The following is a 20,258-nucleotide window of genomic DNA, read 5'->3' as shown; positions in this document are numbered from 1 at the left end:
CGGCGACCGGTTCGGCGGTCTTGCGAGTGCGCGTGCGGCGGGGCTTGGTGGGCTCCTCCGTGACCGGCTGGGTGACCGTCTCGGTGGCCTCGGCGGCCGGTTCGGCGGTCTTGCGGGTGCGGGTGCGGCGGGGCTTGGTGGGCTCCTCCGTGACCGGCTGGGTGACCGTCTCGGTGGCCTCGGCGACCGGTTCGGCGGCCTTGCGGGTGCGGGTGCGGCGGGGCTTGGTGGGCTCCTCCGCGATCGGCTCCGCGGCCGGCTCGGTGACCGTCTCGGCCGGCGTGACCGGTGCGGTGGCCACGGCCTCCGTCACCGACGGGGCGCCCGCACGGGTGCGCGTCCGGCGACGGCGCGGGGTGCGCGGCTCCGGGGCGGCGTCGGGCGCGGGGGTGACCGTCTCGGCGGTCGTCGCCGCCTCGTCGGCGGCCAGCGGCGTACCGCCCCGGGTGCGCCGGCGCTGACGCGGCGTACGCGTACGCTCCGGGCGCTCCTCCGTACGGCCCGCGCGCTCCGGACGCTCCGAGCGCCGTCCGCGCGACCCGCGGCCGCCCGTCTCGCCGAGGTCCTCGACCTCTTCCGCGTCCAGACCGGCCCGGGTGCGCTCGGCACGCGGCAGGATGCCCTTCGTGCCCTCGGGGATGTCCATGTCCGCGTACAGGTGCGGGGACGTCGAGTACGTCTCGACCGGGTCGTTGAAGTCCAGCCCCAGCGCCTTGTTGATGAGCTGCCAGCGCGGGATGTCGTCCCAGTCGACCAGCGTGACGGCGATGCCCTTCTTGCCCGCGCGGCCGGTGCGGCCCACGCGGTGGAGGAAGGTCTTCTCGTCCTCGGGCGACTGGTAGTTGATCACGTGCGTGACGCCGTCGACGTCGATGCCCCGTGCCGCGACGTCGGTGCAGACGAGCACGTCCACCTTGCCGTTGCGGAAGGCGCGCAGCGCCTGCTCACGGGCGCCCTGGCCGAGGTCGCCGTGGACCGCGCCGGAGGCGAAGCCCCGCCGTTCGAGCTGCTCGGCGATGTCGGCCGCCGTCCGCTTCGTACGGCAGAAGATCATCGCGAGTCCGCGGCCATTGGCCTGGAGGATGCGCGAGACCATCTCGGGCTTGTCCATGGAGTGCGCGCGGTACACGTACTGCTTGGTGTTCGCGACCGTCGCCCCCGCGTCGTCCGGGGAGGTGGCGCTGATGTGCGTCGGCTGCGACATGTAGCGGCGGGCCAGGCCGATGACCGCGCCCGGCATGGTGGCCGAGAACAGCATGGTCTGGCGCTTCGCCGGAAGCATGTTGATGATCCGCTCGACGTCGGGCAGGAAGCCCAGGTCGAGCATCTCGTCGGCCTCGTCGAGGACGAGCGCCTTGACCTTGGACAGGTCCAGCTTGCGCTGGCCGGCCAGGTCGAGCAGGCGGCCCGGGGTGCCGACGATCACGTCGACGCCCTTCTTCAGGGCCTCGACCTGCGGCTCGTAGGCGCGGCCGCCGTAGATCGCGAGGACGCGGACGTTACGGACCTTGCCGGCGGTGAGCAGGTCGTTGGTGACCTGGGTGCACAGCTCGCGGGTGGGGACGACCACGAGCGCCTGCGGAGCGTCGGTGAGCTGCTCGGGCGTGGCCCGGCCCGCCTCGACGTCCGCGGGGACGGTGACGCGCTCCAGCAGCGGCAGGCCGAACCCGAGGGTCTTGCCGGTGCCGGTTTTGGCCTGGCCGATGACGTCGGTGCCGGAGAGGGCGACCGGGAGGGTCATCTCCTGGATGGGGAAGGGGGACGTGATGCCGACGGCTTCGAGGGCCTCGGCCGTCTCGGGAAGGATCCCGAGCTCTCGGAAAGTCGTAGTCAGGGTGCTGCCTCTTCTGTGAGACGCGGCATGAGGCGAACGCTGGGGGTCTTACCGTGCCGGTAGCGGCCGGCCGCGGGTCGTCAAGACCGCTGCCGGGTGGCGCGGGACCACTTCCGTCGCTCGAGCGTCATACCGCTGAGGGGCCCCTCATGTGCGGCTCATGCGCACGGAGGGCTGTCGGGTCGGAGCCGATCGGGCCACCGACCGGGCATCCTCATTCATGAGATGGCCCGCCGAGTACGTACGAACATGACTGAGTGCTCAGCAGGCGCAATATCACTGTACCCCGGATCCGCGCAGGTGTGTCGGGCCGATTCATAAGGAGGGGGAGGTCACAGTGGATGACCAGGACCTTCCGACGTCCGGCGGGCGGGCTATTGTGCGCTTCATGGAGACGCCTGACAACGCCACCGCCTCGTCCGCAGCCGAAGAAGCACCTACCGGGATCGCCGCCCTCGACTGGGCCGGAGCCTCCGCCGAGCCGCAGTACCGCGCAGCCGTCGTGGACCTGCTCGGCGCGCTCGCGTACGGGGAACTGGCGGCCTTCGAGCGGCTGGCCGAGGACGCGAAGCTGGCGCCGACGCTCGCCGACAAGGCGGAGCTGGCGAAGATGGCGTCGGCCGAGTTCCACCACTTCGAGCGGCTGCGGGACCGGCTGGCGGCGATCGACGCCGAGCCGACGGCCGCGATGGAGCCCTTCGCCAAGGCGCTGGACGACTTCCACCGCCAGACCGCCCCGTCCGACTGGCTGGAGGGCCTGGTCAAGGCGTACGTCGGCGACTCGATCGCCAGCGACTTCTACCGGGAGGTCGCCGTCCGCCTGGACTCCGACACGCGCGCGCTGGTGCTGACGGTGCTGGACGACACCGGGCACGGCAACTTCGCCGTCGAGAAGGTGCGCGCCGCGATCGAGGCCGACCCGCGGGTGGGCGGCCGCCTCGCGCTGTGGGCGCGCCGGCTCATGGGCGAGGCCCTGTCGCAGGCCCAGCGGGTCGTCGCGGAGCGGGACGCGCTGTCGACGATGCTGGTGGGCGGCGTCGCGGACGGGTTCGACCTGGCGGCGGTGGGCGAGATGTTCTCCCGGATCACGAAGGCGCACACCAAGCGCATGGCCGCGCTGGGGCTGGCCGCCTGACGCCCACGGTGCCCCGGTGTCCCCCGTCGGGTTCACCCCGCCGGGGGCCGCTCCAGGGGTGCCGGGGCACCCGGCACCCGCTTCCGAAAGGCGACACCCGCCCCCAGGGGGCGGGGCACACGCCCCGGTCAGGTCGGCGTGGCGGCGGAGCGGCGCAGCCGGCGGCTCGGACGCAGCAGGAGCGAGAGCACGACCGCGGCGACGGCGACCGCGCCCAGTACGGTGCCGGGCGCGTGGCCCGGGCCCAGCGCGGCATGGGTGATCAGCGAACCGAAGAGCGCACCGAGCACGCCCGCGCCGAGGACCACGCGGCGTGACGGGAGCCGGCCGGCGAGTCGGTGGGCGGCGGCCCAGGACAGTGCGAATCCGAACACGACGGAGCCGAAAGCTTCCCAGAACACGCGGATCACCTCGCGGACGGCGGGCCGGGCAAAACGGTCACAGCCCGTACTACCCGATGCGCACGAAACGCAATCATCCTCGTGGGGCGGGACCGCGGACGCGGGACCGTACACACGGACAAGGCCCGGCGGGATCATCCCGCCGGGCCTTCGCGTCGTGCGTCCGTGCTGCTCAGATCGCCCCGAAACCGACCCGGGGCTTGGCCGGCTCGCCGATCTCCACGTAGGCGATCCGGTCGGCCGGCACCAGGACCTTGCGGCCCTTGTCGTCCGTCAGGCTGAGCAGCTGCGTCTTGCCGGCCAGCGCATCGGCCACCGCGCGCTCCACCTCCTCGGCGGACTGCCCGCTCTCCAGAGCGATCTCCCGGGGCGCGTGCTGCACGCCGATCTTGACCTCCACGGCTATGTCCCTCCGAACGGTCAGCGTTGCGCGGTCAGCCGCGCCGTACGCTGCACACATTAGCCCGGAGAGACCACACCGATCATCAGTGGGATTCCGAGCCGTGCAGCGGGAAGCCGGCGATGCCCCGCCAGGCCAGCGATGTCAGCAGCTGCACCGCCTTGTCGCGCGGGATGGGCGACTCGCTGGACAGCCAGTACCGCGCGACCACCTGGGAGACGCCGCCCAGGCCCACGGCCAGCAGCATCGACTCGTCCTTGGACAGCCCGGTGTCCTCGGCGATGACGTCGGAGATGGCCTCGGCGCACTGGAGCGATACCCGCTCGACGCGCTCGCGCACCGCCGGCTCGTTGGTCAGGTCCGACTCGAACACGAGACGGAAGGCGCCGCCCTCGTCCTCGACGTACGCGAAGTAGGCGTCCATGGTGGCCGCCACGCGCAGCTTGTTCTCCGTGGTGGAGGCGAGCGCGGTGCGCACGGCCTGGAGCAGCGACTCGCAGTGCTGGTCCAGCAGCGCCAGGTACAGGTCCAGCTTCCCGGGGAAGTGCTGGTAGAGCACGGGCTTGCTCACACCCGCGCGCTCCGCGATGTCGTCCATCGCGGCCGCGTGGTACCCCTGTGCGACAAACACTTCCTGGGCGGCGCCCAGGAGCTGGTTGCGTCGGGCTCGGCGCGGCAGGCGCGTGCCCCGCGGGCGCGCCGCCTCTGTCTGCTCGATGGCTGTCACGCCGCCTCCCAAAATCGATCCTTGCGCGCAGTGCGCCGCGCCCGCCATCGTACTTTTGGGTAACCCGGCTGTGCGCGGTGCGAGCGCAGAATTTCATGTACCGGACGCCCGGGGTAGCCGGAGATTCAACGTTAAACCGACCAAATCATCGGTAGTCGTCCTCGTCCAGCGTCACCACTCGGGTCTGTTCGGCGGCGTCGGCCTCGTTCGCCACGGTCGGGTCGATACGGGTGAGCGGGTCGTCCGCGTCGGGGCTGAGCTCGCGGTGCTGTTCGGCCGCGTCGGCCTCGGGCGTCTCCTCGTCCAGCGCGGCGGCCGCCGCCTCGCCGTTCTCGGTGGCGTCGAAGGTCTCGGGGTCGGTCGGATCGACGGTCATGGGCTCCCTTTCACTGGGCTGGTCCACATCGTGTGCGGGGGCCTGGGCGTACTGCCCTCAGGTACGAGCCTAGGAGGTACCCCCTTCCAGCGCTATGCGATCTGTGACGGCGAACACACCGGAGCGCGCGTGATCGTCTCGTAACATTGGCGCATGTCTTCGACCGAGCTGCCGGAATCCATCGCCGCCACCGCGGCGGGGCCCCGGGTGAGCGCCGTACGGGTCGCGGAGGGGGAGCGGCTGCGTTCCGTCACGCTGCCCGGCCTGACGCTGAACGTGCGCTGCCGGCCGTCGGAGCGGCGCGGACTGCCGCCCGCGCTGTACGTGCACGGGCTCGGCGGTTCCTCGCAGAACTGGTCGGCCCTGATGCCGCTGCTCGAGGACGTCGTGGACGGCGAGGCGGTCGACCTGCCCGGTTTCGGCGACTCCCCGCCGCCCGACGACGGCAACTACTCCCTGACGGCGCACGCCCGCGCGGTCATCCGCCTGCTGGACGCCGGGGAGCGCGGGCCGGTGCACCTGATCGGGAACTCCCTGGGCGGTGCCGTCGCCACCCGGGTCGCGGCGGTCCGCCCCGACCTGGTCCGCACGCTGACCCTGGTCTCGCCCGCCCTTCCGGAGCTGCGGGCACAGCGCGGCGCCTGGCCGACGGCGCTGCTGGCGCTGCCGGGGGTCGCCTCCCTCTTCACCCGGCTCACCAGGGACTGGACGGCCGAGCAGCGCGTACGCGGAGTGCTGGCGCTCTGCTACGGCGACCCGGGTCAGGTCACCGACGAGGGCTTCCGCAACGCCGTGGAGGAGATGGAGCGGCGGCTGAAGCTGCCGTACTTCTGGGACGCGATGGCCCGGTCGGCGCGCGGCATCGTCGACGCGTACACCCTGGGCGGGCAGCACGGGCTGTGGCGGCAGGCGGAACGGGTGCTCGCCCCCACCCTGCTGGTGTACGGGGGCCGCGACCAGCTCGTCTCGTTCCGGATGGCCCGCCGGGCGGCGGCCGCTTTCCGCGACTCGCGGCTGCTGGCGCTTCCGGACGCCGGGCACGTGGCGATGATGGAGTACCCCGAGACGGTCGCGCAGGCCGTACGGGAGCTGATCGCGCAGCACGACCGACGCGACGGCCGCGACGGCGCACAGGACGACGAACACGACGGCGGGAGCTGATCCGGGGCGTGGGACGACACAGCCGCAAAGGCCCCGCACCTCAGGGCTCCGAAGAGACCAAGGGCGAGGCCAGGGGCGCGGTGCGGGAGGGCGCGCGCCCCGGCAGCGGGCGCCGGCGCAAGTCCTCCGGCCCACCTCCCGAGGCGCACCACCCCCACGGCGCGGAGCACGTACGCGGCGGCCACCCTGAGCAGCGCGAGCCGGGCGGCGGCTGGGGCGAGCCCGGCCGCTACGGCGACTGGCGCGGCGTACCGGCCCGCCCCGCACCGCCCACCGGCCCCGCGGGCGCGGGTTCTGGACCGGCCGGCCCCGCGCCCGCGGGTCCCGCCGCGCGGGGGCCGGCCACCGGGGTGGGCGCCGGGGCCCGGATACCGGGACCGCGCCGCGAGTTCGTCGAGGCCTTCGACCGCGCCCCGCACGACGGCCCGCTGCCCGAGGGGCCCGGCCGGCCCCCGCTGCGGGAGGCCGGGCCCCCCGCGGGCGGCGGCCGGAGCGGCGGCAAGGGACGTACGTTCACCGGCATCGCCGCCGCGGCGGTCACCACCGTCCTCGCCGTCGTGGTGGCTGGCCAGGTCACCGGCACCGGACCGGACAGCGCCGCCGCCCGCCCGCCGGGCGAGGCCGCCGGCCGCGCCGCCGACGGCGGCACCGGGTCCCGGTCGGACCGCTCCGACGAGCGCGCCGTCCCGCCCGGGGCGGCCCGCCGCGCCGCCCCGGCCCCGGTGACGTACGCGCAGGCGATGGCCAAGCGCTTCCCGCTCGACCCGGGGACGAAGGGCTCCGGCGCGTTCGAGGTCGTGCCGGGCACCGACCCGGCCCCCGGCAAGGGGCGCAAGGTGCGGTACCGGATCGACGTGGAGAAGGGGCTCGGTCTCGACCCGGCGCTGTTCGCGCGGGCGGTCCAGGAGACCCTGAACGACGACCGGAGCTGGGCGCACGGCGGTGCCATGACCTTCGAGCGCATCTCCAGCGGCGAGCCGGAGTTCGTGGTCACGCTGGCGAGCCCGGTGACCACCGGCGTCTGGTGCGCCAAGTCGGGGCTGGACACGACGGTCGACAACGTCTCCTGCGACTCCGCCGCCACCGAGCGCGTGATGATCAACGCGTACCGGTGGGCCCAGGGCTCGCAGACGTACGGGGTCGACGCCATGTACACCTACCGGCAGATGCTGATCAACCACGAGGTCGGGCACCGGCTGGGGCACAACCACGTGAACTGCCGCACGCCGGGCGCTCTCGCGCCGGTGATGCAGCAGCAGACGAAGTCCCTGGAGATCGAGGGCGTCAAGTGCCGCCCCAACCCCTGGGTGTTCCCCACCGGCTGATGGGGCCGATCCACTTCTAGCGCGTCGAAACGCGGCGCGTACAGGAAAGTTACGAGCTTTCACCCCTTCCGGTGGCGCAACGGACAACCGTCCATCGCGCCACCGGCGGATCCGCTTACGTTCTTCCCGCTGTGAGCCGCCGGACCAACGGTGGCCGCGCACAAGGGAGATCGGGGGTGTACTCGTGCGGATCGGACTGCTCACCGACGGTGGATACCCGTATGCGTCGGGTGAGTCCAGGGTCTGGTGCGACCGGCTCGTACACGGGCTCGCGCAGCATGAGTTCGACGTCTACGCGCTGAGCCGCAGCGCCCGCCAGGAGGACGGCGGCTGGCTCCCGCTCCCGCCCCAGGTGCGGCGGGTGCGCACGGCTCCCCTGTGGGGGCCCGAGGACACGGCGCGAGCCGGGCGCGCGTACGGCCGGCGTGAGCGCCGGCGCTTCACCACCGGCTTCACCGCCCTCGCCGCCGCCGTCTGCGGCACACCGGCGGCATCGACGGCACCGGCCGCGTCGACGGCACCGGCCGTGTCGGCCGCGTTCGCGGAGGGTCTGTACGGGCTCGCCGACCTGGCCCGGGAATGCGGCGGCCTCTCCACCGCCCTCCGCTCGGAGGACGCCGTCCGCGTCCTGGAGAGCGCCTGCCGCGCCGGGGGCGTGCGCCGGGGCGTGCACGGCGCCACCGTCTCGGACCACCTCGCCTTCGCCGGCCAGGTGGAGCGCGCCCTGCGGCCCTTCTCCCTCGACTGGTACGGCGAGAACGACCTCGGCGCGGTCGACCTCTGCCATGCGGCGTCGGCCGGCACGGCGGCCCTGCCCGGCCTGCTGGCCAAACGCTTCTTCGGCACTCCGCTGCTGGTCACCGAGTACGGCGTACGGCTGCGCGCGCACTACCTCGCGGCCGCCGAGGCCCCGCTGAGCGCACCCGTACGCGCCCTGCTCGCCGCCTTCCACCGCTGCCTGGCCGCCGAGGTGTACGACCAGGCGGCGGCGATCACCCCGGGCAACGGCCACGCCCGGCGCTGGCAGGAGAAGTGCGGCGCCGACCGCGCCAAACTGCGCACCGTCCACCCGGGCATGGAGGCCGAGCGGTTCGCGGCCGTCGGCGAGGGCGGCGACGGGGGAGACCCCCGCACCCTGCTGTGGGTGGGCCGCGTCGAGCCGGCCAAGGACCTCGTCGGTCTGCTGCACGCCTTCGCGGAGGTCCGGCGGCGGGAACCGGCGACCCGGCTGCGGATCGTCTCCGCGCCCGTCCGGGACGCCGAGTCCGCCACGTACCGCGCGCACTGCCAGGCCCTGGCCGCCCAGCTCTTCCCCGACGAGGCCACCGGCGCGCACGCCGTGGGCGACAACCCCGTCTCCTTCGAGGAGCTCGGCGGCCCGGAGGCGCCCGATCTCGCCGGCACCTACGCGGCGGCCGGCGTGGTCGTCCTGTCCAGCGTGGTCGAGGGCTTCCCGGTCGGGCTCGTCGAGGCCATGTTCTGCGGGCGCGCCACCGTGTCGACCGACGTCGGCGCCGTCGTCGAGGTCATCGGCGGTACGGGGCTGGTCGTGCCCCCGCGCAACCCGCGGGCGCTCGCGGACGCCTGCCTGGCGCTGTTGCGCGACCCCGCGCGCCGGGAACGGCTGGGCGCCGCGGCCCGGGCCCGCGCCCTCGAACTGTTCACCGTGGAGCAGAACCTGGCGGCGTTCCGCGCCCTCTACCTGGAGCTGATCTCCCGGGCGCCCGTCCGTCGCGCGGCGGAGGCCGTCGGCGCGGACGGCGAGCCCCGGCTGTTCGCCCACCCGGCCGAGGCCCATGTGCCCGGGCACTGGACGGGCCGCGGCTCCGGCGGCGTGACCGCCCCAGCGTGGGCCACCGCACCGCACCCGGGCGGCGCCCCCGGCGTCCCGGCCGCCGCCCCGGCCCGCAACCGGCCCCCGGCTCCGGACCCGGACCTGCCCCCTACCCCCACCTCCACCCCCACCCCGGCCCCGACCGCGTTCCGGGCCGCCCCGGCGGCCGCCCTGGTGACGACGGCGGACGCCCAGGCGCCCGTGGTCGCGTCGCTCCCGGTCGCGGCCTCGTTCCCCGTCGCGGCCGCGTACCCGGTCGCGGGAAGGGCGGACGGACATGTCTGACACGGGCACACCCGTACCGGGCGCCACACCCATCACGGACGGCCACGCCAGGGGCCCGCACCCGGAGCCCGGGGCCACCGCCTGGGACAGCCGCGCGGAAGCCCTGCTGTCCCGGCCCGCCCTCGGGGCCACCGGCGCACCCGCCGGCGCCCGGCCGTCCGGGCCCACCGCGTCCGGGCCCATCGCGGCCGGGCCCACCGCGTCCGGGCCCACCGCGTCCGGACCCACCGCGGCCGGGCCCACCGCGGCCGGGCTCCCGGTGGCAGGACTCCCGGCGGGCGGGTACACGGCGGGCGGGTACACGGCGAGCGGCCTCCCGGGGCCCGCCCGCCGAGGGTCGGCCGATCCGGTGAAGGCGCTGCTGCACCGGCACCGGGACCTGTGCGAACGGGCGGTCGATCCGCTGGAGATCGCCGCCGGCCTGGAGGCCCACGGGGTCACCGACCGGACCGCCGCCCGGTTCCGGCACCGGGACGTCTTCTCCCTCGCCGAGGAGCTCTACGCGCGCGTGCCGCGCGGTGATGACGGCGACCCGCCCCGGCCCGCCGCGCCCGCTCCCGGGGCGGACGCCGGGCGGAGCGGCCGGGCCGCCCGGGCCGTCGTCCTGGCGCTGCTGCCCGGCGCCCTGGGCGGGCTCACCGTCGCGGGGCTCGCGCTGACGGACGGGCCGGCGCGGGCGGCGGTCGGGCTGATCGGTGTCGTGGCGCTCGCCCTGGCGGTCACGGCCGGGCGCCCGCGCGGACGGCGGGGCACGCGCGCGTGCACCGGCTTCCTGCTGCTGTACGCCCTGTTCGGCGACGGCCTCCTGGACGAGCTCCTGACCGGCGGACCCGACGGGCCCTGGCCACTGGACGCGCCACCGCTGCTGGGCCTCGCCCTCGCCGCCGCGCCCGCCGTCTGGTGCGCCCGCCTCTTCGCCGTACGGGCCCGGCGCAAGCTCACCGCCAGCCGCGGCCTGGCGGACTTCGCCGCCCGGACCCGCCCGCTGCTCCTCGGCACGGTGGCGCTGTACACGGCCGCGCTGACCGGACTGCTCGTCCTCGTGGACACCGCCCTCGGCGGCACCGCCCCCGGGGACGGTTCGCCCGGCGGGGGTGCCCTGGCCCTGGGCAGCCTGCTCCTGCTCGCCCGGCTGCTCACGGCCCATGGCTTCGCCCGGGCCGCCGCCGCCGGGCTGCTCGCCGCGTGCGCCGCGGAGGCGGTCGCGCTCGCCTCCGTCCTGGCCGGCCGCCTCCCCGGCTGCGACCTGCTCGGCCGCCCCGTCGAGGCGGCCGTGGCCGCCGGGGGCCCGGCCGTGGTGCCCGCGTCCGCGTGCGGCGCGGCGGCGCTCGCCCTGCTGGTGTACGCCACCGCCGTACTGGCCCGGGCCTCCGCCCACGCGGACGACACCACCACCTGAGACCCCCACCCCCCCCGTGACCCCCGCCGGTACCCGGGTACGCCTCCCCACCGGCACACACTCCAAGGAGACAACGGACATGACCCCCCAGATCCCCGCAACGGCCACTCGGCGCGAAGGGGGCGCGCGATGAGGGTGCTGCTGCTCGGTGCCAATGGATTCATCGGCCGCTTCGTCGCCGACCGGCTGCTGGCCGACCCGGCCGTCCACCTCACCGCCCTCGGACGCGGCGACGACGCCGACGTGCGCTTCGACCTCGCGGGCGGGAGCCCCGGCGCGCTCACCCGGTTCCTGGACGCCGTCCACCCCGGCGTCGTCATCAACTGCGCCGGCACCACCCGGGGCGGCGCGCGCGAGCTGACCCGGCACAACACCGTCGCCGTCGCCACCGTCTGCGAGGCGCTGCGCCGCAGCGGCTGCGGGGCGCGCATGGTCCAGGTCGGCTGCGCCTCCGAGTACGGGCCGTCCCAGCCCGGCTCGTCCACCGCCGAGGACGCGGTGCCGCGCCCCGGCGGGCCGTACGGCGTGTCCAAGCTCGCCGCCACCGAGCTCGTCCTCGGCTCCGGACTGGACGCCGTCGTCCTCCGGGTCTTCTCACCCGTCGGACCCGGCACCCCCGCCGGCTCGCCGCTCGGCCGGCTCGCCGAGGCCATGCGGCGGGCCATGCAGACCGGTGACGGCGAGCTCAAGCTCGGGGGCCTCGGCGTGCAGCGCGACTTCGTCGACGTACGCGACGTGGCGCGCGCCGTGCACGCCGCCTCCCTCTCCGCGGCGCAGGGCATCGTCAACATCGGCACCGGCCGGGCCGTACGGCTCCGCGACGCGGCCGCCGTGCTGGCCAGGGTCGCCGGGTACGCCGGGTCGCTGCACGAACTGGAGGCGCCGGCCCGGCCCGCCCTGTCGGCGGTGGGGTCCATGGCGTCCATCGGCGCCCAGCGCGGGGAGAGCGTCCCCGACCATGTGGTGCCCGCCCCGCACCCGTATCCCGACGGGTGCGGCAACTGGCAGCAGGCCGACGTGCGCACCGCTCGCGACCGGCTCGGCTGGCGGCCGCGCATCAACCTGGAGGAGTCCCTGGCCGACATCTGGATGGAGGCGGCGTGCCGCATCTGACCCGTACGGACACGGGGCTCTCCGCCACCGGCGCCGAACGGCTCGGCTTCGGTGTGCCCGGCTACGCCCATCCCCTGATCGCGCCGGTCGAGTGGGCGGAGCTGACCCGGCCCGGAACGCCCCTGCACTGGGCCGTCCTCAACGTCGCGGACGGCCCCGGGGCCCGGCCCGACCCGCACTGCCTGGAGGCGGTGGGCAAGCTGCGCAACGCGGGCGGCCGGGTGCTGGGCCACCTCGACCTCCGCCACGGCTCCCGCCCCTTCGGCGACCTCGTCACCGACGCGCACCGGTTCCTGGACTGGTACCTGGTGGACGGCTTCCTGCTGGACCGCTGCCCCACCGACCGGGCCGACCTGGCCGCCGTACGGCGGGTCACCGCCACCCTGGAGGTGGTCCTGGAGCACGCCGACGGCGGGCACTTGGTGCTGGGGCACGGCACCCATCCGCACCCGGGCTACGCCGAGGTCGCCGACCAGCTGGTGACCTTCTCCGGGCCCTGGGCCGAGTACCGCTGGTCACAGGTGGCCGAGTGGACCGCCGACCATCCGCCGGAGCGGTTCGTCCATCTCGTCCACGGGGTACCGCGCACCCATCTCGACGAGGCGACGCGCATCGCGCGCTGGCAGGGCGCGGGGACGATCTTCTTCACCGACCGGACGGGCGACGACAGCGGACAAAACAGCCCATTCGCGGCTCTGCCCGGCTACTGGGACGAAATCGTCTCGCAGATCGGACGAGGTGTCTCGGAATGAGGAGCGCCATGGCAGTGTTACGGAAGAACAACCGTACTGACTACCGACCAGCTGTATTGATGAGGTCTCCGTGTCGCTGCCACCCCTGGTCGAGCCGGCTGCCGAGCTCACCGTAGACGAGGTCCGCAGGTACTCCCGCCACCTGATCATCCCGGATGTCGGGATGGACGGGCAGAAGCGGCTCAAGAACGCCAAGGTGCTCTGTGTGGGCGCCGGAGGCCTCGGCTCGCCCGCCCTGATGTACCTCGCCGCAGCCGGCGTGGGCACGCTCGGCATCGTGGAGTTCGACGAGGTCGACGAGTCGAACCTCCAGCGCCAGATCATCCACAGCCAGTCCGACATCGGCCGTTCCAAGGCCGCGTCCGCGCGCGACAGCGTGCTCGGCATCAACCCGTACGTGAACGTGGTCCTGCACGAGGAGCGGCTCGAGGCCGACAACGTGATGGACATCTTCGCCCAGTACGACCTGATCGTCGACGGCACGGACAACTTCGCCACCCGCTACCTGGTCAACGACGCCTGCGTGCTGCTGAACAAGCCGTACGTCTGGGGCTCGATCTACCGCTTCGACGGCCAGGCCTCCGTCTTCTGGTCCGAGTACGGCCCCTGCTACCGCTGCCTGTACCCGGAGCCCCCGCCGCCGGGCATGGTCCCCTCCTGCGCCGAGGGCGGCGTGCTGGGCGTGCTGTGCGCGTCCATCGGTTCCATCCAGGTCACCGAGGCGATCAAGGTCCTGGCCGGCGTGGGCGACCCGCTGGTCGGCCGGCTGATGATCTACGACGCCCTGGAGATGCAGTACCGCCAGGTCAAGGTCCGCAAGGACCCCGACTGCGCGGTCTGCGGCGAGAACCCCACCGTCACCGAGCTCATCGACTACGAGGCCTTCTGCGGCGTCGTGTCGGAGGAGGCCCAGGAGGCGGCGCTCGGCGCGACGATCACTCCCAAGCAGCTCAAGGAGTGGATCGATGAGGGCGAGAACATCGACATCATCGACGTCCGTGAGCAGAACGAGTACGAGATCGTCTCGATCCCCGGTGCCCGTCTGATCCCGAAGAACGAGTTCCTGATGGGCAACGCCCTCCAGGGCCTGCCCCAGGACAAGAAGATCGTCTTGCATTGCAAGACGGGTGTCCGCAGTGCGGAAGTGCTCGCCGTGCTGAAGTCCGCGGGCTTCGCGGACGCGGTGCACGTCGGCGGCGGCGTCATCGGCTGGGTCAACCAGATCGAGCCGGAGAAGCCGGTCTACTAGACCACGGCGGAAAACAAGGGCCGGACCCCGTGCGGGGGTCCGGCCCTTTTGCCCGGGCGGGATGTTCAGGAGCAGGTCGTGCCGTTCGGGGGGACCTTGCCCTCCAGCAGGTAGGCGTTGACGGTGTCCCGCACGCAACGGTTGTCGCCGGTGTACGCGCCGTGCCCCTCGCCCTTGAAGGTGAGGAGGACGCCGACGCCCGCCCCCAGCTCGTCCGCCATCTTCTTGGCGCCCTCGTACGGCGTCGCGGAGTCGCCCGTCGTCCCGACCACCAGGATCGGGCCCGCGCCCGGGGCGCTGGTCTCGGGGGTGGCGCTCTCGCCCTTCACCGGCCAGTCCGCGCACCACCCGGCCGTGTCCCAGGCCATGAACTCGGCGAAGACCGGCGATATCCGCCGGAACTCCGGCAGCAGCGCCTTGGCCTCGGCGGCCGTGGGCCGGCTGCTGCTGTCGGCGCACGAGATGGCCCGCTGCGAGTGCGCGCGGGTGTCGTAGGTGCCGTCCTCGCCGCGGCCGTTGTACATGTCGGCCAGTCGCAGCAGCGCGTCACCCCGGCCTCCCTCCGCCTCCTTCAGCCCCTCGGTGAGGTACGACCACATGCGCTCCGAGTACAGGGTCTGGGCGATGCCGGTCAGGGCCAGGCTCTGGGTGAGTTCGCGGCCGTCCGCGGCGGGCAGCGGTGCGCGGTCCAGCCGCTCCAGCAGGGCCGTCACGCGCGCGTTGCCCGCGGCCGCGCCCTCGCCGGTGGAGGCGAAGTAGTTGTTCAGTGCCCGCTGGAAGCCGATCGCCTGGTTGCGGGCGTGGCCGGCGGTGTCCGCGGTCGGGTCGACGACCGCGTCCAGGACGGTCCGGCCGACGTTGCGCGGGAACAGGTGGGCGTACGTCCCGCCGAGCTGGGTGCCGTAGGAGAAGCCCATGTAGTGGAGCTTGTCGTCACCCAGCACGTACCGGACGAGGTCCAGGTCCCGTGCGGTGTTGGTCGTGGTGACGTGGCGGATGACCGTGCCGGACCGCTTGGCGCAGCCGGCGCCGAAGGCGGCCCCGTCCGCGAGGAAGGCGGCCTCCTCGGCGGGCGTGTCCGGGGTGAGGTCGATCCGTGCCACGGAGGCGGCCTGCTCCTCGTTGTCCCGGCACACCACCCCGGAGCTGCGGTCCACCCCGCGCGGGTCGAAGCCGACCAGGTCGTAGCGGCTGCCCAGCTCCTCGAACTGCTCGGCCGCCTGCGGCATGGCGGTCACACCGGAGGCGCCCGGGCCGCCGAAGTTGAACAGCAGGGAGCCGATCCGGCGGTCCTTGTGGCGGGCCTCCTTGCGGATCAGCGCGATGGGCAGGGTCGCGCCGCCCGGCTTCGCGTAGTCCAGGGGGACCCGCACGGTGGCACAGCGCCATTCCGGGCCGGGCTCCTCGGCGCCCCGCGGCGCCTCGCAGCCGCGCCAGTCCGGCTTCTGGCCGGTGAGCGCGGCGGGCAGGGACGCCATCGGGGCGCCCGCCGAGGTCCGGCCGGTGCCGCCGTCCGTACCGCCGGGGGTGCCGCCGCCTCCGCCGTCGCAGCCGGTGACCAGCCCCGCCACCAGCGCCGCCGCGACCGCGAGCCCGGCCGGCCGTACCCGAATGGACATGTGTCCCCCCAACTCCTGTGCCGAACAGCCATCCTAGGCACGGCCCCCGGCGGCACTCCCCGGGAGGACGGCGCCCTACGGGCACACGGTCCCCGAGTTCGGCACCGTGCCGTTCAGCAGGTAGGCGTCGACCGTGCGCTTCACGCACGCGTCGCCGCTGTTGTACGCGCCGTGGCCCTCGCCCTCGTACGTCAGCTCCACGCCGACGCCCTTGCCGAGCGCGGCGGCCATCGCCCTCGCCCCGGCGTAGGGGGTGGCCGGGTCCCCGGTGTTGCCGATGACCAGGATGGGCGCCGAGCCGGGGGCGCTGACGTCGGGGTGGTCCCAGGTGCCGGGCACGGGCCACTGGGAGCAACTGATCAGGCCCCAGCCGAGGAAGCCGCCGAAGACGGGGGACGCCTTGCGGAACTCGGGCAGCTTCGCCTTGGCCTGCTCCACGGTGAACCGCTCTTTGTCGTCGACGCAGTTGATGGCCGCGTTGGCCGCCTGGAGGTTGCTGTAGTCGCCGTTCTGGTCGCGGCCGTTCATGGAGTCCGACAGGGCCAGGAGCAGGCCCCCGTCCCCGCCGTCGGCCTCGTCGAGGCCCTGTTCCAGATAGGGCCAGTACTCCTTGGAGTACAGGGCCTGGGCGATGCCGTTGGTGGCCTGGGACTGGGTGAGCTTCCGGTCGCCGATGCCGGGGATGGGCTTCTTGTCGAGCCGGGCGAGCAGACCGGTGATGAAGCCTTCGATCTCCTTGGCGTCGCTGCCCGGCAGCTTGCAGGCGTCGCCGCGCGCGGCGCAGGCCTCGGCGAAGTTGTTCAGCGCGAGCTGGAAGCCCTTGGCCTGCCCCAGGGCGCCCTGTTCGGTGGTTCCGCCCGGGTCGACGACGGCGTCGAAGACGGCACGGCCGACGGTCTTGGGGAACAGGTGGGCGTAGACGCCGCCGAGTTCGGTGCCGTACGAGATGCCGAAGTAGTGCAGCTTGCTGTCGCCCAGCACCTGGCGCATCAGGTCCAGGTCGCGGGCGGCGTTGGTGGTGCCGACGTGCGGCAGCACGTCACCGGAGTTCTCCTCGCAGGCCTCGGCGAACTTCTTCAGGCCCTCCTGGTAGTCCCGCTCCTCCTGCGCGGTGTCGGGGGTGGAGTCCAGCGCGAAGAAGGCGTCCAGTTCCGGGTCGTCCTCGCACTCGACGCCCTCACTGCGGCCGACCCCGCGCGGATCGAAGCTCACCAGGTCGTAGCGGGTGCGCAGCGACTCGTAGTCCTTGGCGAAGGAGGGCAGGGCTGTGATGCCGGAGCCGCCGGGGCCGCCGAAGTTGAAGATGAGCGAGCCGATCCGGCCGGCCGGGCGGGAGGCCTTCGCCCGGATGAGCGCCAGTTCGATGGTCCCGCCGTCGGGGTCCTCGTAGTCGAGCGGCGCCTGCATGAAGGAGCACTCCCACTTGGTGCCGCCGGGCAGCGGGGACGGGGCGGTGCCCTCGCCCTCCTGGACGGACGGGGCGGCACAGGGCTCCCAGGTCAGCTTCTGGGTGGCCAGCTCCCTGGGACGGGCCGGTTCGCCGCCCTCGTCCCCGTCGCCGGAGCAGCCGGCGGCCATCACCAGGGCGGCGGTCGCGGCGGCGAGCACGGCCGCACGCCGTGGCGTGCGGATGGCGGCGGACCGGGCGGCGCGGGAGGTCATGGCTCCATCGTGCGCCCGGCGCCCGCCCGGCGCCCGTGCCCGCGTCCATGCGGGTGGCCGGGGCGGGTACCGGGGGCGGCGGCCTCCGGGCACCGGGGGACGGCGGCCCGCGGGCGCCGCACACGGCCGCTCCCGGGTGCCCGGCGCCCCGGACCGGTCAGGGGCCCTCCCGCGTCAGAGGGCGCCTTTGCGGGTCAGGAAGTTGAACGAGAACCACCCCGGCAGCACCGGCAGCCACAGCGTCATCACGCGGTACAGCAGCACCGCCGGTGCCGCGACCTCCGCCGGCAGACCGCCCACGGCCACCAGGCCGAAGGTCAGCGCGCCCTCCACGGCCCCCACACCACCCGGTGTCGGAGCGGCCGACCCCAGGGCGTTGCCGGCCAGGAACACCACGGCGAGGCTCGCGTAGCTCAGCGGCTGGGCACCGTCGGAGAACGCCCGGATCGACGCGTCCAGGCACAGCACGAACGCACCGGTCAGCAGCAGCATGCCGCCGATCCCGGTGAGCAGCTTCCCCGGCCGCTGGAGCACGTCCAGCATGCGCGGCACCACACCGGCGAACAGCGACCGCAGCCGGGTGGAGACGAACTTGCGCAGGGCGGGGATCGCCGTGACGACCAGCACCAGCACCGCGGCCGTCAGCAGCCCCGCGATCACCGTCCGGGAGGGCGTGAAGTCCTGGGTCTTCTCCGTGCCGGTGAGGTAGCCGAAGGACAGCAGCAGCAGGATGTGCGCGCCCAGCCCGAAGAGCTGCGAGGCGCCGACACTGGCGACCGCCAGGCCGGGACGTACGCCCGAGCGCTGGAGGAAGCGGGTGTTGAGGGCCACCCCGCCGACCGCCGCCGGAGCGACGATCTTCACGAACGACCCCGCCACCTGGGCGATCACGGTACGGCCGAAGGAGACCCGCTCCGGGACGAAGCCCAGCAGGCTCATCGCCGCCGCCACGTAACTCACCGCGGAGAACAGCAGCGCGACCGTGATCCACGCCCAGTCGGCGCCGGCGAACGTGGACACCGACAGCGACGCCTTGGAGATCTGCGAGATCAGGAAGTACACGGCGATGGCGCCGGCAATGATGCTGATCAGCGTCCGCGGCCTGATCCGCTCCAGCCGTACGGGCTCCACCGGGGCCTGCGGCCGGATCAGCAGCACCTGCTGCCGGATCTGGGCCAGCAGGTCCTCCTCGCGGACCTCGTCCATCGCCTCGTCCAGCGCCCGCTTCTCGGCCTGCTTCTCGGCGCGCACCGCCTTGCGGTCCGCCTTCCTCTCCTCCTCGCTGCCGGCGGCGTGCCCCTCCAGCCGGGCCTGCTTGGCCGCCTCGGAGGCGGCGAGGACCGCCTCCCGCTCCCGCTGCGCCCGCTCCCGCGCCAGTCTGCGCAGGGTCGCCCGGGTCGAACGGCTCAGCGCGATCGGCTGGAGCAGCGGCAGGCAGTCGGCGACCCGGTCGGGGCCGAGCGCGTCGACCGCGGCCGCCACCGCCCGCCGCGCGCCGACGCGCAGCCCCAGGGTGGTCAGAAGCTGGGCGATGTCCATCCGCAGGACGAGGTCCCCGGCGGCGATCTCGCCACCCCGGAGATCCGTGACGATCACCCTGCCGGAACGATCCACCACAAGGGCGTCGCCCGTCAGCCGGCGGTGCGCGATACGGCGCGACTGGAGCGCCTTCACCTGCAGCCAGGCGCCCCGGACGACCTCGTCGGTGATCTCCTCGTCGTCCAGCGCGTCCAGAGAACGGCCGCCCAGGTGCTCGTACACCAGCATCACGGCGTCCGGGCCGAGCTCGGAGGTGGCGATCAGCTTGGGCGCGTTGGCGCCGGCGGCGATCGCCGCGTACGCCAGCAGCGCCTCCTGTTCCAGGGCCTGGCGCAGCGACTGGAGGGAGCGGCGGGTGGTGATGCCCCGCAGGGTGAGCCTGCGCCACACCCGGTAGAAGAACCCCTGCGCCTGCTGTTCGCGGTCCACCACGGTGACGTCGAGCGGCGGGCCCTCCTCCAGGGTGACCAGGTAGCGGCGGCCGCGGTCGCCCTGTTCGGCGGAGTCGACGACGTCCTCGGCGCGCATCGCCGTGACCGGGCGGAAGCCGACGTGGCGCAGCCCGGCCAGGAGCGTCTGGCCGGTGGGCCGCACGTTCGGGGAACCGACCGCGTAGAGGGTGCCGTAGGCGACGGTCCAGCCGATCAGGATGGTCAGGACGATCGAGAACGGGGTGGTGTAGTCGGCCACCAGCATCGCGAACGCGTCGAGCAGCAGCACCACCCACAGCGACACCCGCCAGCGAGGCCGGCGGGCCATGCCCACGGCCGTCATGTAGGCGATGACGGGGGCGAGGTACCCGTGGACCGGGTCGGACAGCCCGCCGCCCGCCTGGGGCTGCGTCAGCGCCTCCTGAATGGTGCCCGGCGCGGCCCTGGCGACCCACAGGTCGGTGGCCAGGGTGACCCCGTGCGCCAGTACGGCGGCGAGGACGCCGTCCGCGATGCGCAGCCCGTCCCGCTTGATCAGCCGCTCGATGGCGAAGGCGACCGGGACGAGCAGGACCGCGATGCTGGACACGAGCCCGGCGACCTTGACGAAGACGTCGGGAGCCTGGCCGGTGCCCTTGCTGATGTCCTCCTCCAGGCCCGTGGTCGTGGCGTGGGCGAAGGCGGCGATGGCGATGACGACACCGATCGCGAGGATGCCGATGAGCAGCCGCAGCAGGTCGGACGGCCGGTGGACGCGGGCGGCGAGCAGCGGCTCGTCACCGGAGACGCGGTCGATGTGCCTCTCCGCGTTCACGCATACCGTCTCCTTCGTCTCGTTCGTCTCCATCGTCTCAGGAGGCCCCGAAGTGGACTCCACCTCGGGAGGCCGCACATCCCGCCCCTTCGCCGTGTCTGTGTCTTGTTGATCTCGTATCACCGGTCACCGCCCGGAAGATGGTGGCATGACCGGGCGGCGGCGGGGGCCAGCAGGGTGCATTGCCCGCGTTGTCGGTGGT

The 20,258-nt window shown here is 73.9% G+C and carries 16 protein-coding genes; 8 read left to right on the top strand and 8 right to left on the bottom strand.

Going from position 1 to position 20,258, the window contains the following annotated elements:
* A partial coding sequence (locus tag ACF068_RS01990) for a DEAD/DEAH box helicase (protein WP_392272196.1) occupies positions 1-1,741 on the bottom strand: 1,741 nt, incomplete at its 3' end.
* 481 nt (positions 1,742-2,222) lie between these two features.
* Between ACF068_RS01990 and ACF068_RS01985 the strand changes: the two genes are divergently transcribed.
* Positions 2,223-2,969: a ferritin-like fold-containing protein gene (locus ACF068_RS01985; RefSeq protein ID WP_392272195.1), complete on the top strand. Its 747-nt coding sequence runs from the start codon at positions 2,223-2,225 to the stop codon at positions 2,967-2,969.
* Between the two features lie 128 nt (positions 2,970-3,097).
* Here ACF068_RS01985 and ACF068_RS01980 read toward each other — a convergent pair whose 3' ends face one another.
* The 4 genes from ACF068_RS01980 to ACF068_RS01965 all read right to left on the bottom strand — a co-directional run bounded on the left by ACF068_RS01980 (position 3,098) and on the right by ACF068_RS01965 (position 4,873).
* Entirely contained in the window at positions 3,098-3,370 is a 273-nt protein-coding gene (locus tag ACF068_RS01980; RefSeq protein WP_392272194.1) for a hypothetical protein, read from the bottom strand.
* Between the two features lie 172 nt (positions 3,371-3,542).
* Positions 3,543-3,770 (bottom strand): DUF3107 domain-containing protein, encoded by a 228-nt coding sequence (locus ACF068_RS01975; RefSeq protein ID WP_392272193.1) that lies wholly within the window; start codon positions 3,768-3,770, stop codon positions 3,543-3,545.
* Between the two features lie 85 nt (positions 3,771-3,855).
* Complete coding sequence (locus ACF068_RS01970; RefSeq protein ID WP_392272192.1) at positions 3,856-4,497, bottom strand: TetR/AcrR family transcriptional regulator; 642 nt, start codon at positions 4,495-4,497, stop codon at positions 3,856-3,858.
* Between the two features lie 145 nt (positions 4,498-4,642).
* Positions 4,643-4,873 (bottom strand): hypothetical protein, encoded by a 231-nt coding sequence (locus ACF068_RS01965; protein WP_392272191.1) that lies wholly within the window; start codon positions 4,871-4,873, stop codon positions 4,643-4,645.
* A 153-nt stretch (positions 4,874-5,026) separates the two neighbouring features.
* On the opposite strand from ACF068_RS01965, the gene ACF068_RS01960 reads away from it, so the two are divergent.
* The 7 genes from ACF068_RS01960 to moeZ all read left to right on the top strand — a co-directional run bounded on the left by ACF068_RS01960 (position 5,027) and on the right by moeZ (position 13,991).
* Positions 5,027-6,034: an alpha/beta fold hydrolase gene (locus ACF068_RS01960; protein WP_392272190.1), complete on the top strand. Its 1,008-nt coding sequence runs from the start codon at positions 5,027-5,029 to the stop codon at positions 6,032-6,034.
* A gap of 8 nt (positions 6,035-6,042) precedes the next feature.
* Positions 6,043-7,359, top strand: a complete 1,317-nt coding sequence (locus tag ACF068_RS01955; protein ID WP_392272189.1) for a DUF3152 domain-containing protein — start codon at positions 6,043-6,045, stop codon at positions 7,357-7,359.
* A 184-nt stretch (positions 7,360-7,543) separates the two neighbouring features.
* Positions 7,544-9,478, top strand: a complete 1,935-nt coding sequence (locus ACF068_RS01950; RefSeq protein WP_392272188.1) for a DUF3492 domain-containing protein — start codon at positions 7,544-7,546, stop codon at positions 9,476-9,478.
* Complete coding sequence (locus tag ACF068_RS01945; protein WP_392272187.1) at positions 9,471-10,877, top strand: hypothetical protein; 1,407 nt, start codon at positions 9,471-9,473, stop codon at positions 10,875-10,877. The genes ACF068_RS01950 and ACF068_RS01945 overlap by 8 nt, the downstream gene beginning before the upstream one ends.
* 129 nt (positions 10,878-11,006) lie before the next feature.
* Positions 11,007-11,990, top strand: coding sequence for an NAD-dependent epimerase/dehydratase family protein (locus ACF068_RS01940; protein ID WP_392272186.1), 984 nt, complete (start codon positions 11,007-11,009; stop codon positions 11,988-11,990).
* Positions 11,978-12,742 (top strand): spherulation-specific family 4 protein, encoded by a 765-nt coding sequence (locus tag ACF068_RS01935; protein ID WP_392272185.1) that lies wholly within the window; start codon positions 11,978-11,980, stop codon positions 12,740-12,742. Before ACF068_RS01940 ends, ACF068_RS01935 begins: the two co-directional genes overlap by 13 nt.
* Before the next feature lie 70 nt (positions 12,743-12,812).
* Positions 12,813-13,991 carry an adenylyltransferase/sulfurtransferase MoeZ gene (gene moeZ, locus ACF068_RS01930; protein ID WP_392272184.1) on the top strand — a complete coding sequence of 393 codons (1,179 nt, stop codon included), beginning with the start codon at positions 12,813-12,815 and terminating at the stop codon, positions 13,989-13,991.
* A gap of 65 nt (positions 13,992-14,056) precedes the next feature.
* Here moeZ and ACF068_RS01925 read toward each other — a convergent pair whose 3' ends face one another.
* The 3 genes from ACF068_RS01925 to ACF068_RS01915 all read right to left on the bottom strand — a co-directional run bounded on the left by ACF068_RS01925 (position 14,057) and on the right by ACF068_RS01915 (position 20,089).
* Positions 14,057-15,610, bottom strand: a complete 1,554-nt coding sequence (locus ACF068_RS01925) for an alpha/beta hydrolase (protein WP_392272183.1) — start codon at positions 15,608-15,610, stop codon at positions 14,057-14,059.
* A 75-nt stretch (positions 15,611-15,685) separates the two neighbouring features.
* A complete protein-coding gene (locus ACF068_RS01920) occupies positions 15,686-17,272 on the bottom strand; it encodes an alpha/beta hydrolase (RefSeq protein WP_392272182.1) in 1,587 nt (528 codons plus the stop codon).
* Between the two features lie 174 nt (positions 17,273-17,446).
* Positions 17,447-20,089 (bottom strand): lysylphosphatidylglycerol synthase domain-containing protein, encoded by a 2,643-nt coding sequence (locus tag ACF068_RS01915; protein WP_392272181.1) that lies wholly within the window; start codon positions 20,087-20,089, stop codon positions 17,447-17,449.
* Positions 20,090-20,258 lie beyond the last annotated feature (169 nt).

Source organism: Streptomyces sp. NPDC016309 (assembly GCF_043077235.1).
Classification (GTDB): Bacteria; Actinomycetota; Actinomycetes; order Streptomycetales; family Streptomycetaceae; genus Streptomyces.
This window is presented reverse-complemented; position numbering and strand designations above follow the sequence as displayed.